A 14,560-nucleotide genomic window follows, 5' to 3' on the forward strand; every position below is an offset into this window, starting at 1 on the left:
CCGAGTACAGGGTCGTCCAGGAGGACGGAGATGCGAGCCATGGCTTGGTCGGGACGCTAGGTGACGCGTGGGAACGGCGCCGTCCGAGCCGGACCGAATTCATCCTCAGGACGGAGAAGAGTGGTCCGTGAGGCCTACGGCGTCGGCTCCTGGTCGCCGCCGCCCGGCTCCGGCCGGCCGTCGTACGCCGCCAGGATCCGGTCGGCCGCCAGCGGCGCGGCCAGCTCCCCCCGCCAGCACGGCGGAGCGGATCTCGTCGCGGACCGCACGGACCGCGGGCGACTGCCGCAGCCGCTGGTCGAGCTCGTCGCGCACGAGCGCCCACGTGAAGTCCAGCTGCTGCTCGGCGCGCTTGCGTGCCAGGCCGTCCTCGCCGAGGTGCGTGCGGTGGGCGAGCACCTGCTCCCAGACCTCGTCGACGCGGGCGCCGGTCAACCCCGAGCAGGTGACCACCGGCGGCGACCAGCCTGCCCCGTCCCGTGGTTGGCCGCGGACCAGCCGCAGCGCGCCGGCCAGCTCGCGGGCGGCGCTGCGCGCCTCCTGCTCCCGGTCGCCGTCGGCCTTGTTGACCGCGATGACGTCGGCGATCTCGAGGATCCCCTTCTTGATGCCCTGGAGCTGGTCCCCGGTCCGCGCGAGGGTGAGGAAGAGGAACGTGTCGACCATGCCGGCGACGGTGACCTCCGACTGGCCGACGCCGACCGTCTCGACCAGCACGACGTCGTACCCCGCCGCCTCGAGGACGGTCATCGCCTGGGTGGTCGCCCGGGCGACGCCGCCGAGGGTGCCGGCCGACGGGGAGGGGCCGGATGTAGGCGTCCGGATCGGTGGAGAGCCGGGCCATCCGGGTCTTGTCGCCGAGCACCGACCCGCCCGTGCGCACGCTCGACGGGTCGACGGCGAGGACGCCCACCCGGTGCCCGGTCGAGGTCAGCGCGGTGCCGAGCGACTCGATGAAGGTCGACTTGCCCACGCCCGGCACGCCGGAGATGCCCACCCGGACGGCGGGCCGCTCGGGACGCAGGGCGTCGAGCCGGGAGAGCAGCTCCCGCGCGTCCGCCCGGTGCCGCGCGCTGGTCGACTCGACGAGGGTGATCGCCCGCGACACCTGCGCTCGACGGCCCTCGCGGATCCCGTCGAGCAACCGCTCGAGGTCGACCGCCATGCGTTCAGTGGCCGAGCTGGTCGCGGAGCCTCGCGAGCAGGTCGAGCGCCGACTCGGCGATGACCGTGCCCGGGAGGAAGACGGCGGCCGCCCCCATCTCCCGCAGCGTCGGCACGTCGTCGGGCGGGATCACGCCGCCGACGACGACCATGATGTCGTCGCGGTCGTGCTCGGCCAGCGCCGCCTTGAGGGCCGGCAGCAGCGCGAGGTGTCCGGCCGCCAGCGAGGAGACGCCGACGATGTGGACGTCGGCGTCGACCGCCTGCTGGGCGACCTCCGCGGGCGTGGAGAACAGCGGACCGACGTCGACGTCGAAGCCCATGTCGGCGAACGCGGACACGACCACCTTCTGCCCGCGGTCGTGGCCGTCCTGACCCATCTTGGCGACGAGGATCCGGGGCCGCCGGCCCTCGGCCTCGGCGAACTCGTCGGTCGCGGCGCGGACCTGCGCCACGAGGGAGTCGCCGCCGTCCTCGCTCCTGGCCGCCTCGTCGCGGTACACGCCGGAGATGGTACGGATCACCGCCTGGTGCCGGCCGTAGGTCTTCTCGAGTGCCGCGGAGATCTCTCCCACCGTCGCCTTCGCGCGGGCGGCGTCGACGGCGAGCTCGAGCAGGTTGCCGTCACCGGTGTCGGCGCTGCGGGTGAGCGCCTCGAGCGTCGCGTCCACCTCCCGCTGGTCGCGCTCCTCACGGAGCCGCTCGAGCTTGGCCAGCTGCTGCCGGTAGACCGCGTCGTTGTCGACCTTGAGCACGTCGAGCCGGTCCTCCGCCGCCAGCCGGTGGGTGTTGACGCCGATCACCTTCTGCGCACCGGAGTCGATCCGCGCCTGGGTGCGCGCGGCGGCCTCCTCGATCCGCATCTTCGGGATGCCCTGCTCGATGGCGGCCGCCATGCCGCCCGCCGCCTCGGCCTCCTGGATGTGCTCCCAGGCCCGCTCGGCGAGGTCGTGGGTGAGCCGCTCGACGTAGTAGGAGCCGGCCCACGGGTCGATCGTGTGGGTCGTGCCGGACTCCTGCTGCAGCAGCAGCTGGGTGTTGCGCGCGATCCGCGCCGAGAAGTCGGTGGGCAGGGCGATCGCCTCGTCGAGCGCGTTGGTGTGCAGCGACTGGGTGTGGCCCTGGGTGGCCGCCATCGCCTCGATGCAGGTGCGGGCCACGTTGTTGAAGACGTCCTGCGCGGTGAGGCTCCACCCGCTGGTCTGCGAGTGGGTGCGCAGGCTGAGGCTCTTGGGGTTCTCGGGGTCGAACTGCCTGACCAGCCGGCTCCACAGCGCCCGGGCGGCCCGGAGCTTGGCGACCTCCATGTAGAAGTTCATGCCGATCGCCCAGAAGAACGAGAGCCGCGGCGCGAACTGGTCGATGGTCAGCCCGGAGTCGAGGCCGGCCCGGATGTACTCCACGCCGTCGGCGAGGGTGTAGGCGAGCTCGAGGTCGGCGGTCGCCCCGGCCTCCTGCATGTGGTAGCCGGAGATCGAGATCGAGTTGAACCGCGGCATCCGCCGGCTGGTGAACGCGAAGATGTCGGAGATGATCCGCATGCTCGGCGCCGGCGGGTAGATGTAGGTGTTGCGGACCATGAACTCCTTGAGGATGTCGTTCTGGATGGTCCCGCTCAGCTGCTCCGGCGCGACGCCCTGCTCCTCGGCCGCCGCGATGTAGAGCGCGAGCACCGGCAGCACCGCGCCGTTCATGGTCATCGACACGCTCATCCGGTCCAGCGGGATGCCGTCGAAGAGCGTGCGGGTGTCGTAGATCGAGTCGATCGCCACGCCGGCCATGCCGACGTCGCCGCGGACCCGCGGGTGGTCGGAGTCGTAGCCACGGTGGGTGGCGAGATCGAACGCGACGCTCAACCCCTTCTGGCCGGCCGCGAGGTTGCGGCGGTAGAAGGCGTTGGACTCCTCCGCGGTCGAGAACCCGGCGTACTGCCGGATGGTCCACGGCTGGGTGGTGTACATGGTCGGGTAGGGCCCGCGGAGGAACGGGCTCAGGCCGGGCCAGGTGTCCAGGGCGTCGAGCCCGGCCAGGTCGGCGGCGTCGTAGCGCGGCTTGATCTCGATGCCCTCCGGGCTCTGCCACGCGACGAGGTCGCCGTGCAGGTCGCCGGTCGAGGCTGCCTCCTGCGCTCGGCCCTCGGTCAGCGGCAGCCCGGCGAAGCTCTCCGGGACGGTCATGCCAGCTCCTCCCTCGTGCGGGTCAGGAAAGCGAGCGCGTCGACGCCCGTCGCGCAGGCGTCGTCGGCGTAGTCGGCCGGCTTGCCGGCGACCACCACCCGGCGCGCGCCGGCCTCCCGGAGCGCGGACGCGGCGGCGGCGCCCCAGGCCGCGTAGGCGTCGTCGGTGCCGGCGAGGCAGACCACCGGCTGGCCGCCGTACGCCGCGACCAGGTCGTCGACGCCCGTGGTGGGCCCGGCCGGCTCGACGGTGATCCCGCCGGCGGCCAGCAGGTTGGCGGCGAACGTCGCCCGAGCCGTGTGCTGGGCGACGGTGCCCATCGTCGCGAGGAACACCGGCCGGGAGGCGGGCACGTCGCGCAGCGCCTCGAACGCGGCGCCGTAGCGGCGCACCTCCGGCTCCGCGGGGTTCGGCTCGCGGGTCGGCAGCGTCTCACCGGGGTTCGGGAACTCCGAGAGTCCCGTGATCGGTCGCTGGCGCCGGGCGACCTCGGCGTCCCGGGCAGCGACCGTCGCCTCGATCATCGGGGCCAGGTCCTCGCCCGCGTCGAGGCGGCCGAAGAGCTCCCACGCGGCGACGGCGAGGTCGTCGGTGAGCTTCTCGACGGCGTAGGCGCCGCCGGCCGGGTCGGCCACCTCGTGCACGTGCGACTCGTCGATGAGCAGGTGGGAGACGTTGCGCGCGATCCGCCGGCCGAACGCGTCCGGCTGACCGAGCGGGGTGTCGAACGGCAGCACGGTGACCGCGTCCGCGCCGCCGACGCCCGCGGCGAACGCGGCGACCGTCGTGCGGAGCATGTTGACGTAGGGGTCGTACTTTGCTGAGCATCGGCCGGCTGGTCACGGCGTGCTGCCGCTGGCCGATCCCGGCGTCGGCCGGCACGTCCGAGAGCTCCAGGACCCGCGCCCACAGCCGGCGCGCGGCCCGCAGCTTGGCGATCGTCGGGAACTGCTCGCCGGTGGCGGCGTAGCGGAACTCCACCAGGCGGGCGGCGTCCGCGGCGGAGAGGCCTGCCGCGGTCAGCACCCGCAGCGCCCGGACACCGGCGGCGAGGGTGTGGGCGAGCTCCTGCACGTCGGAGGCGCCGCGGTCGTGGACGGCCAGTCCGTCGACGACGATGCCGAGCACGCCGTGCTCCCGCGCCAGCTCCGCCACGGCGGCCAGCGCACCGGGGTCGGCCTCCGCCGCGTCCGCGCCCAGGTTCGTGCCCGGGTGGAGGTCGGCGTACGACGCGTGGTCGAGGAACGCCTCGGCCACCGCGACCGGGTCGCCGACCGGCTCGAGCACGACCGGGGCTAGGTCGAGCAGCACCTTGTCGAGCAGCGTGCCGAGGTCGCTCGTCGCGCCCGCCCGCACCCACAGCGACGTCGCGCCGCCGTCGAGGTCGACCAGTGCGTGCTCGTTGAGCTGCTTCGCGTCGTCGCCCGCGAGCCGGGTGCGGATGTCCCAGGCCCCCGCCCGGGTCGGCCGGCCGGCCGTCCGCAGCCCCTCGAGCTGCGCCGGGGTGCCGAGCGGCGTGACCGGGATGCCGTCCAGGGTCGTGCGCGCCAGCCGCTCCCAGACCAGGTCGTCGGGCTCGTCGTCCGCGAGCCTCCGGCTCTTGCGGAGCACGGCCGCAGCCGCGGCCTCCCACTCCTGCTGGTCGTGGGCGTCCTCCGGCTGGGCCAACGAGAGGCCGTCGGCTTCGGTCATGCGCGCACCCTATGAACTGCTGTGTGGCGTCCGCTACACAGTGTGATGTTCTCGACTCGGTGACCGCGCGTTGCGGGCCGGGTAAAGAAGTACTCGTTTCCGGTACAGAGTCGCTCGTCCGTCGCCATACTGCGCGGCTGTGACCCAACTCACTGCGCGGACCCGCCTCCTCCGCCGCTTCCTCGCCGCCCCCGTCGCCCTCGCCGCCGGACTCGTCGGCCTCGCTCCAGCCGCCCCGTCCGGCGCCGCCGACATCGGCACGCCACCGGTGCGCAAGATCGCCGTCCCCTCGGGCAACGTGTCCGGGGCGGCGATCGCCAACGACGGCCGGGTGTTCGCGCTCGACGGCAGCGACCTGGTCGTCTACGCACCGGGCGCCAAGGGCGTCGCGACGCCGCAGAAGGTGATCACCGGCCTCGGCTCGTCGTTCCTCGCGATCCCCTCCTACCACCCGGCGCGCGGCATCGTGCTGGCCAGCGGAGCGCCCAGCGGCGTCGTGGTCGTGGACCCGGGCCAACCGGACGGCCCGGTCGCGCCCACCCGCACCATCACCGGCCCGGCCACCCAGATCGAGGACCCGTTCACCGCCACCTGGGCGCCGGACGGGTCGATCTGGGTGCTCGACACGCAGGTCGACGGCGCCCCCGGTCTCGAGCTGTTGAGGTTCCCGGCGGGAGCCGACGGCGACGTCGCGCCCAACCGGTCGATCTCCGGACCCCGGACCGGGCTCGACGAGGTGGCCGGCTCCATCGGCGGTGGCGGCCTGGACGTGCTGTCCAACGGCTCCGTCGTGGTCGGCTCGTTCGGCTGGGAGCCGCTGGTCCACGTGTTCGCCCCGAGCAAGAACGGCAACGCGGCGCCGTCGCGGACGCTCTACCCGCGGATGGAGGGCCCGTCCTGGGTGCAGTACGGCATGGCGGTCGACTCGGCCGACCGCATCTACGTCACCACCGGCGACTTCTCCGGCAACCAGTGGGGCAGCGTGGCGGTCTACGCCGCGGGAGCGAAGGGCAGCGCCCGACCGGTCCTCGAGCTCACCGGGTCCGGCCCGGCGTTCGGCGTCCCTGCCCTCCCCGCGCTCGCGGCCGACGACACCCTCGTCGTCACCGACGTGAAGATCCTCTTCGGCGAGACCGGTCCCGGGTCGATCAAGGTCTTCAAGGCCCTTCCCAAGGCGCCCGGCGCGCCCCGCTCGCTCAAGACGGCCAAGCGTGGCAAGTCGGTGACGCTCGCCTGGAAGGCCCCGGCCAAGAGCGGCGGCGCCGCGGTGCGGCGCTACGTCGTGCAGGTCAAGAAGGGCGGCCGGACGGTCCTCTCCTCGAGCGTCACCGGGACCCGGCTGACGGTGCGGCGCAGCAAGCTGCCGGCCGGGAAGCTGACCGCGGTGGTCACGGCGGTCAACGTGGCCGGCGCCGGCCCCGCTGCGACCAAGTCGTTCCGGAAGTAGCCCTCAGGCGGAGGCCCGGCACCGGGGCGCCCGCTAGGTTCCCGGCCGTGAAGGTACGCAGTCCCGACGGCCGGACCTGGCGGGTGTCCCGGCGGTGGGTGCCCTGGCGGCGACGTCTCAAGGGCGCCCTCGACAGTGCGCCCGACCTCCCGAGCGGGCTCGGCGACGACCCGGTCAGCGCGATCATCGGCCTCGTCTTCCTCGTCATCCTGCTGCCGTTCCTGCTCCTGGTGCTCGTCGCCGGGCTGGAGCTGCTCGTGCTGCTCGTCGTGATGCCGTTCGCCGTCGGCGCGCGCATCGTCCTCGGCCGGCACTGGTACGTCGAGGTCCGCCGCGGCTGGACGCCGTACCTCGAGGAGGAGGCCGGCGACTGGCAGGCGAGCGGGGTGCTGATCCACGACCTGGCCGCCCGGCTCGAGCGGGGCGACGTGCCCGAGCCGAACCTGTCCGAGGCCTGATCCTTCCCGCTGGCCCGGGCCTGCTCCTGCCGGTTCGCGGTGTTCACCGTCCGGCCATCCGCAGGTGGGCGCCCGGCAACACCCGTGGCGGACGGTGGGGCACATGAGGATCGCGCTGGTGACCGAGACCTTCTATCCCGCGACCGACAGCACGACCACGACGCTCAAGGCGACCGCCGACCGGCTGGTCGACCTCGGGCACACCGTGCGGATCATCGCGCCCGGTCCCGGGCTGTCCACCTACCGCGGTTGCGACGTCGTCCGGGTGCGGCCGCTGGAGCCGACCGGCAGCCAGGTGCGGGCGGCGATCGACGAGCTCGCCCCCGACCTGGTGCACGCCCTGTCGCCACGGGCGGTCGGCCGCAAGGCGCTCAAGCACGCGCGCCGCCACGGGGTGCCGACGCTCGTGGTGGAGCAGTCGCCCGTGCTCGACCTGGCCGCCGACTACTGGCGGGCCAAGGTCGCCGAGCGCGCCGACACGCTCCTGGTCACCTCCCGCTGGATGGTCGCCCGTGCCGCCGATCTCGGGGTGGACGCCGAGCTCTGGACCCCGGGCGTCGACCCGGTCGCGTTCACGCCCGGCCTCCGTGACCAGTGGCTGCACGACTCGTGGGCCCGGGCCCGTTCGGCGGCTGGACCCAGAACCGTCGTCGGCTACGTCGGCAGCCTCCACAAGCGCAACGGGGCGCGGCGCCTCGCCGAGCTGGCCGAGGTCGCCGGCACGCGGCTCGTCGTCATCGGCGACGGCCCGGAGCGCGAGTGGCTGCAGCGGCGGCTGCCCGACGCCCGGTTCACCGGCCCGCTCCAGACCGGCGACCTCACCGTCGCCCTCCCCACGCTTGACCTGCTGGTCCACCCCGGCGAGCAGGAGACCTGCTGCCACGCCCTCCGCGAGGCAGCGGCCTCGGGCGTCCCGGTGGTTGCCCCACGAGCCGGCGGGGCGACGGACGTCGTCCGCCACCTCGAGACCGGCCTCCTCTACGACCCCGCCGACCCCGGCGACCTCCGGCGCGCCGTCGCTGCCGTGGCCGGCGACCGGCACCGCGGCCTGCTCGGAGCGCAGGCTCGACAGGTGGCGGCGCGCCGCACCTGGCGGGACGCCGTGGACGAGCTGGTCGCCCGCTTCTACCCCGCCCCCGCGACGCTCGGCGCCGGTCAGGAGCGGCCGTCGTAGTCCTTGCTGCGGACGCCGATCTTGCTGCCGAGCCACACCAGCGGGTCGAACTTCTTGTCCACCACCCGCTCCTTCATCGGGATGATCGCGTTGTCGGTGATCTTGATGCCCTCCGGGCACACCTCGGTGCAGCACTTGGTGATGTTGCACAGGCCGAGCCCGGCGGCGCCCTGGGCGAGCTCGCGACGGTCGTGGGTGTCGAGGGGGTGCATGTCGAGCTCGGCGTACCGCAGGAAGAACCGGGGACCGGCGAAGGCCGGCTTGTTCTCCTCGTGGTCGCGCACGACGTGGCAGGTGTCCTGGCACAGGAAGCACTCGATGCACTTCCGGAACTCCTGGCCCCGCTCGACGTCGACCTGCGCCATCCGCCGCTTGCCGTCGGCGTCGCGCGGCGGCGGCGCGAACGACGGCACCTGCTTGGCCTTCTCGTAGTTGAAGGAGACGTCGGTGACGAGGTCGCGGATCACGGGGAACGCCCGTAGCGGGGTCACCGTGATCGTCTCGGACTCGTCGTAGTCCGACAGCCGGGTCATGCACATCAGCCGCGGCCGGCCGTTGATCTCCGCGCTGCACGAGCCGCACTTGCCGGCCTTGCAGTTCCAGCGGACGGCGAGGTCGCCGGCCTGGGTCGCCTGCAGCCGGTGGATCGCGTCGAGCACCACCTCGCCCTCGGTCACCTCGACGGTGTAGTCGCCGAGGTCGCCGCCCGACTCGTCGCCCCGCCACACCCGCATCTTCAGCTGGTAGCCCATCAGGGTGCCTCCTACTCGAAGAACTGCTTGAGGTCGTCGGGCATCGTCGGGAGCGGCTTCTCGGTCAGCGCGACGCCGGTGCCGTCGGCGTCGAGGCTCAGGACGAGGTTCTTGGTACCCCACTCGGGATCGGTCTGCGGGTAGTCGTCGCGGGTGTGGCCACCGCGCGACTCGGTGCGGGTGAGCGCCGCCCGCGCGATGCACTCCCCGACGAGCAGCATGTTGCGCAGGTCGAGGGCGAGGTGCCAGCCGGGGTTGTACTGCCGGTGGCCCTCCACGGTCATCCGGCTCGCCCGCTCCTTCAGCCGCTCGATCTCCGCGAGCGCCGCCTCCAGCTCCGCGCCCTCGCGGATGATGCCGACCAGGTCGTTCATCGTCTGCTGCAGGTCCTGCTGGATGGTGTAGGGGTTCTCACCGCCCTCGACCGCGAACGGCGCCAGGGCGCTGCGGCCGGCCGCCGCCAGGTCGTCGTCGGCGACGGTCGGCGGCGACCCGAGGCCCGCGGCGTGGTCGGCCGCCGCCCGCCCGGCGCGGTTGCCGAAGACGAGGAGGTCGGAGAGCGAGTTGCCGCCGAGCCGGTTGGACCCGTGCATGCCGCCGGAGCACTCGCCCACGGCGTACAGGCCGGGCACCGCCGAGACCTCGGTGTCGGGGTCGACCTCGATGCCGCCCATCACGTAGTGGCAGGTGGGTCCGATCTCCATCGGCTCCTTCGTGATGTCGACGTCGGCCAGCTCCTTGAACTGGTGGTACATCGACGGCAGCCGCTTCCGGATGAACTCCGGGCTGCGCCGGGAGGCGATGTCGAGGTAGACGCCGCCGTGCGGGGTGCCGCGGCCGGCCTTGATCTCGGCGTTGATCGCGCGGGCGACCTCGTCGCGCGGCAGCAGCTCGGGCGGGCGGCGGTTGTTCTTCTTGTCCTCGTACCAGCGGTCCGCCTCCTCCTCCGTGTCGGCGGTCTCCGCCTTGAAGAACTCGGGGATGTAGTCGAACATGAACCGCTTGCCCTCGGCGTTGCGGAGCACGCCTCCGTCGCCGCGGACCGACTCGGTGACCAGCAGCCCCTTCACCGACGGCGGCCACACCATGCCGGTGGGGTGGAACTGCACGAACTCCATGTTGATGAGCGTCGCCCCCGCGCGGAGCGCCAGCGCGTGGCCGTCGCCGGTGTACTCCCACGAGTTCGACGTCACCTTGTAGGACTTGCCGATGCCTCCCGTGGCGAGCACGACGGAGGGGGCGTCGAACACGATGAACCGGCCGGTCTCGCGCCAGTAGCCGAACGCGCCCGCGATCGCTCCGTCGGCCTTGAGCAGCTCGGTGACCGTGCACTCCATGAAGACGTCGATCCCGAGCGCGACCGCCCGCTGCTGGAGGGTGCGGATCATCTCCAGGCCGGTGCGGTCGCCGATGTGCGCGAGCCGTGCGAACCGGTGTCCGCCGAAGTCGCGCTGGCTGATGAGGCCGTCGGGCGTGCGGTCGAAGAGCGCTCCCCAGTCCTCCAGCTCCATCACCCGCTCGGGCGCCTCCTGGGCGTGGATCTGGGCCATCCGCCAGTTGTTGAGCATCTTCCCGCCGCGCATGGTGTCGCGGAAGTGGACCTGCCAGTTGTCGTCGGGGTAGAGGTTGCCCATCGCCGCGGCGCAGCCGCCCTCCGCCATCACCGTGTGCGCCTTGCCGAGCAGCGACTTGCAGACGATCGCCACCCGCGCCCCGGCCTCATGGGCGGCGATCGCGGCCCGCAGCCCGGACCCGCCGGCGCCGATGACGACCACGTCGTACCGGTGCCGCTCGACGCCGCCGGTCGCCTCGGCGGACATCTCGTTGCCCGTCATCGGGTGTCGTTCGCTGGTCATGCTCAGAAGAACCTCACGTCCTCGATCACCCCGCGTGCGAGCAGGAAGATGTACAGGTCGACGATCGCCACCGAGAACAGCGAGTACCAGGCGTACTGCGGGTGCTTGCGGTTGAGCCGGGACACCCAGGTCCAGAGCCGGTAGCGCACCGGGTGCTTCGAGAAGTGCCGCAGCCGACCGCCGACAATGTGGCGGCAGGAGTGGCAGGACAGCGTGTAGAGCCAGAGCAGGATCGCGTTGGCCGCCATCAGGAGGGTCCCGAGCCCCATGTGGCCCCACTCGTGGTGCTCGTCGCGGAACGCCAGCACCACGTCGAAGGTGAGCACGGAGGCGATGACGACCGCGGCGTACCAGAACCAGCGGTGCGCGTTCTGGAAGATCAGCGGGAACCGGGTCTCGCCGGTGTAGCGGGCGTGCGGCTCGGCGACGGCGCAGGCCGGCGGGCTCAGCCAGAACGACCGGTAGTAGGCCTTGCGGTAGTAGTAGCAGGTCATCCGGAACCCGAGCGGGAACACCAGGATGATCAGCGCGGCCGACAGCGGCCACCACTGGAACGGCTGCCCGAAGTCGGACGCCCCCTCGACGCAGTCGCCCAGGCACGGCGAGTAGAACGGCGAGAGGTACGGCGAGGCGTAGTAGTCGCTGCCCATGAACGCCCGGACCGTCGCGTAGACGACGAACGCCGCGAACACGACGAACGTGGCGAGCGGCGACAGCCACCACCGGTCGGTCCGCAGGGTCCTCTCGTCGATCGCGGCCCGCGTCGGGCCTGGACTCCGGTCGGTGCACCTGTCGCCATCGGGTCTCCTCGTCGTCGAGCGAGCGGGACGAAGTCTGCCGAGTCGGAGAGAAATGTGAAAGGGGCCACACCGGAGGGTGGGCAAACGGCGCCGGCGGGCGGTCGGCCCGCGGGGCCGGACGTCGTACTAAGGGTGCCCTAACGGGCAAATGTCACACTCCCCCGGAGGTCGAGGGGCGCTCGACTGGGAGTAGCGTGACCGATCGTGGCTGCTCACACGAATCGCCCCGTCCTGGTGAGGGACGCGCGGGCCTTCCGGACCACGATCGCCCTGAAGTTCCTCATGACGGCGAGCGGGCTGGTGTTCATCGGCTACGTGCTCGCCCACATGTACGGCAACCTCAAGGCGTTCTCGGGCGAGGCCGCCTTCAACGAGTACGCACACCACATCCGCGAGCTCGGCGAGCCGCTGCTGCCGCACGAGGGCTTCCTCTGGCTGATGCGCGTCCTCCTCGTCGTGGCCCTCGTGGTGCACGTGTGGAGCGGCTTCGCGCTGTGGCGGAAGGCCGCGAAGGCGCGCCCGGTGAAGTACGCCGTGAAGAAGCACACCGGCGCCATCCCCGCGGCCCGGATCATGCGCCTGGCCGGCGTGTGGGTCCTGGGCTTCACCATCTGGCACCTGCTGAACTTCACGATCGTCAAGGTCAACCCCAGCAACGGCGAGACCGGCGGGGACAACCCGTACGCGCTGCTGGTCGACTCCTTCGACCTGTGGTGGATGACGCTCATCTACCTGGTGTCGATGGCCTTCCTCGGCGCCCACCTCCACCACGGCACGTGGAGCTCGCTGCAGACGCTCGGTTGGACCAGCACCGCCCCCGCCCGCGCCCGCGCCAAGGCGTTCGCGCTCGGGTTCGCGATCGTGGTGGCCGGCGGCTTCTCGCTCGTCCCGCTCGGCGTCCTCGTCGGCATCATCGACTGACCCCCCTACCCGGAGGATCCCCTCATGACCGACATGCCGGACACCACGCTGACGTCCGACCGTTCCCACGACGAGCCGAGCCCCGGCGACTACGACGACGCCGCCGGCTACTACGTCCTCGGTGACCCGGTCGCCGACGCCAAGGCACCCGGGGGGCCGATCGCCGAGCGCTGGCAGACCCGCAAGTTCGAGGCGCGGCTGGTCAACCCGGCCAACCGGCGCAAGCTCTCCGTCATCATCGTCGGCACCGGCCTCGCGGGCGCCTCCGCGGCCGCCACCCTCGGCGAGGCCGGCTACAACGTGAAGTCGTTCTGCTACCAGGACTCCCCCGCCGCGCGCACTCGATCGCGGCCCAGGGCGGCATCAACGCGGCGAAGAACTACAAGGAGGACGGCGACTCCGTCCACCGGCTGTTCTACGACACCGTGAAGGGCGGCGACTACCGGTCGCGGGAGTCGAACGTCTACCGCCTCGCCGAGGTCAGCACCAACATCATCGACCAGTGCGTCGCGCAGGGCGTCCCGTTCGCCCGTGAGTACGGCGGCCTCCTCGACAACCGCTCGTTCGGCGGCGTCCAGGTGTCGCGGACGTTCTACGCCCGCGGCCAGACCGGCCAGCAGCTGCTGATCGGCGCCTACCAGGCGATGGAGCGGCAGGTGCGCGCCGGCACGGTGACCGAGTACACCCGCCACGAGATGCTGGAGCTGATCGTGGTCGGCGAGGGCGAGGACAGGCGCGCCCGCGGCATCATCGCCCGCAACATGGTGACCGGCGAGATCGAGACCCACCTCGCCGACGTCGTCGTCCTCGCCACCGGCGGCTACGGCAACGTCTTCTATCTCTCGACCAACGCGATGGGGTCCAACGTGACCGCCGCGTGGCGGGCGCACCGCAAGGGCGCCTACATGGCCAACCCGTGCTTCACCCAGATCCACCCGACGTGCATCCCGGTCTCGGGCACCCACCAGTCCAAGCTGACGCTGATGAGCGAGTCGCTCCGCAACGACGGCCGGATCTGGGTGCCCAAGCGCAAGGAGGACTGCGACAAGGACCCGCGGGACATCCCCGAGGAGGACCGCGACTACTACCTGGAGCGGATCTACCCGTCGTTCGGCAACCTGGTCCCCCGCGACATCGCCTCGCGCGCGGCCAAGAACGTCTGCGACGAGGGCCGCGGGGGTCGGCCCGCTGGTCGGCGACTTCCGGCGCGGGGTCTACCTCGACTTCGCCGACGCGATCGAGCGCCTCGGCGAGGACACGATCCGCGAGAAGTACGACAACCTCTTCGACATGTACCACCGGATCACGGGCGAGAACCCGTACGAGGTCCCGATGCGGATCTACCCGGCGGTGCACTACGTCATGGGCGGGCTGTGGGTCGACTACGACCTGCAGGCGAGCATCCCCGGGCTGTTCGTGACCGGCGAGGCGAACTTCTCCGACCACGGCGCGAACCGGCTCGGCGCGTCGGCGCTGATGCAGGGCCTGGCCGACGGCTACTTCGTGCTCCCCCACACCATCCGCGACTACCTGGCCGAGGGGCCGTTCGAGAAGCTGGACGAGTCCCACCCCGCGGTGCTCGAGGCCAAGCAGTCGGTGGAGCAGCGGGTCGGCAAGCTGATGTCGGTCAACGGCAACCGCAGCGTCGACAGCTACCACCGCGAGCTGGGCAACATCATGTGGGAGTACTGCGGCATGGAGCGCTCGGCGGAGGGCCTGCGCAAGGCGATCGACATGATCCGCGAGCTCCGCGCCGACTTCTGGTCCAACGTCAAGGTCCTCGGCAGCTCCGACAGCCTGAACCAGAGCCTGGAGAAGGCCGGCCGGGTGGCCGACTTCCTCGAGCTCGGCGAGCTGATGTGCATCGACGCCCTCAACCGGCGCGAGTCCTGCGGCGGCCACTTCCGGGCCGAGTCGCAGACCGAGGACGGCGAGGCGCTGCGCCACGACGACGAGTTCGCGTACGTCGCCGCGTGGGAGTGGACCGGCGAGGGCGAGACGCCCGTCCTCCACAAGGAGGACCTGGTCTACACGGCGATCGAGATGAAGCAGCGCAGCTACAAGTGACCGTCCCGCCCGCCACCGCCGCGTGCGGCCACTGTCCAACGGCATCCACCAC

General features: G+C 72.0%; 10 protein-coding genes and 3 pseudogenes. 5 read left to right on the plus strand and 8 right to left on the minus strand.

From position 1 onward, the window contains the following. Window positions 1-105: 105 nt before the first annotated feature. From MF408_RS03325 to MF408_RS03345, 5 genes and pseudogenes are all read right to left on the minus strand, one after another. On the minus strand, window positions 106-750 hold the full coding sequence (locus tag MF408_RS03325; RefSeq protein ID WP_240250261.1) for a hypothetical protein: 645 nt from the start codon (window positions 748-750) through the stop codon (window positions 106-108). A gap of 103 nt (window positions 751-853) precedes the next feature. Then, window positions 854-1,165 (minus strand): annotated as a pseudogene (locus tag MF408_RS03330) (methylmalonyl Co-A mutase-associated GTPase MeaB); the annotation flags it as partial. Between the two features lie 4 nt (window positions 1,166-1,169). Then, window positions 1,170-3,341, minus strand: a complete 2,172-nt coding sequence (gene scpA / locus MF408_RS03335; protein WP_240250262.1) for a methylmalonyl-CoA mutase — start codon at window positions 3,339-3,341, stop codon at window positions 1,170-1,172. Next, on the minus strand, window positions 3,338-4,138 hold the full coding sequence (locus tag MF408_RS03340) for a methylmalonyl-CoA mutase family protein (RefSeq protein ID WP_240250263.1): 801 nt from the start codon (window positions 4,136-4,138) through the stop codon (window positions 3,338-3,340). The genes scpA and MF408_RS03340 overlap by 4 nt, the downstream gene beginning before the upstream one ends. Window positions 4,139-4,211: 73 nt before the next feature. After that, window positions 4,212-5,033 (minus strand): annotated as a pseudogene (locus MF408_RS03345) (methylmalonyl-CoA mutase family protein); the annotation flags it as partial. A gap of 139 nt (window positions 5,034-5,172) precedes the next feature. Between MF408_RS03345 and MF408_RS03350 the strand changes: the two are divergent. The 3 genes from MF408_RS03350 (at window position 5,173) to MF408_RS03360 (ending at window position 8,112) form a co-directional block, all read left to right on the plus strand. Continuing rightward, a complete protein-coding gene (locus MF408_RS03350; RefSeq protein WP_240250264.1) occupies window positions 5,173-6,480 on the plus strand; it encodes a fibronectin type III domain-containing protein in 1,308 nt (435 codons plus the stop codon). A 47-nt stretch (window positions 6,481-6,527) separates the two neighbouring features. Then, window positions 6,528-6,938: a hypothetical protein gene (locus MF408_RS03355; protein ID WP_240250265.1), complete on the plus strand. Its 411-nt coding sequence runs from the start codon at window positions 6,528-6,530 to the stop codon at window positions 6,936-6,938. 118 nt (window positions 6,939-7,056) lie between these two features. After that, a complete protein-coding gene (locus tag MF408_RS03360) occupies window positions 7,057-8,112 on the plus strand; it encodes a glycosyltransferase (protein ID WP_240250266.1) in 1,056 nt (351 codons plus the stop codon). Here the strand turns inward: MF408_RS03360 and MF408_RS03365 are convergent. Genes MF408_RS03365 through MF408_RS03375 form a run of 3 tightly spaced genes read right to left on the minus strand, consistent with a single transcriptional unit; the run spans window position 8,094 to window position 11,412 of the window. After that, window positions 8,094-8,864: a succinate dehydrogenase/fumarate reductase iron-sulfur subunit gene (locus tag MF408_RS03365; protein WP_240250267.1), complete on the minus strand. Its 771-nt coding sequence runs from the start codon at window positions 8,862-8,864 to the stop codon at window positions 8,094-8,096. The two genes, MF408_RS03360 and MF408_RS03365, sit on opposite strands and share 19 nt — an antisense overlap. 11 nt (window positions 8,865-8,875) lie before the next feature. Continuing rightward, window positions 8,876-10,720 carry a fumarate reductase/succinate dehydrogenase flavoprotein subunit gene (locus MF408_RS03370; protein WP_240250268.1) on the minus strand — a complete coding sequence of 615 codons (1,845 nt, stop codon included), beginning with the start codon at window positions 10,718-10,720 and terminating at the stop codon, window positions 8,876-8,878. Window positions 10,721-10,722: 2 nt separating this feature from the next. Then, window positions 10,723-11,412: a hypothetical protein gene (locus tag MF408_RS03375; RefSeq protein ID WP_240250269.1), complete on the minus strand. Its 690-nt coding sequence runs from the start codon at window positions 11,410-11,412 to the stop codon at window positions 10,723-10,725. Between the two features lie 342 nt (window positions 11,413-11,754). Between MF408_RS03375 and MF408_RS03380 the strand changes: the two genes are divergently transcribed. After that, window positions 11,755-12,441: a succinate dehydrogenase cytochrome b subunit gene (locus MF408_RS03380; RefSeq protein ID WP_240250270.1), complete on the plus strand. Its 687-nt coding sequence runs from the start codon at window positions 11,755-11,757 to the stop codon at window positions 12,439-12,441. Window positions 12,442-12,474: 33 nt separating this feature from the next. Continuing rightward, window positions 12,475-14,508, plus strand: a pseudogene (locus MF408_RS24845) (fumarate reductase/succinate dehydrogenase flavoprotein subunit). Window positions 14,509-14,560: the final 52 nt, after the last annotated feature.

Source organism: Nocardioides sp. TF02-7 (assembly GCF_022437945.1).
Lineage (GTDB): Bacteria > Actinomycetota > Actinomycetes > Propionibacteriales > Nocardioidaceae > Nocardioides.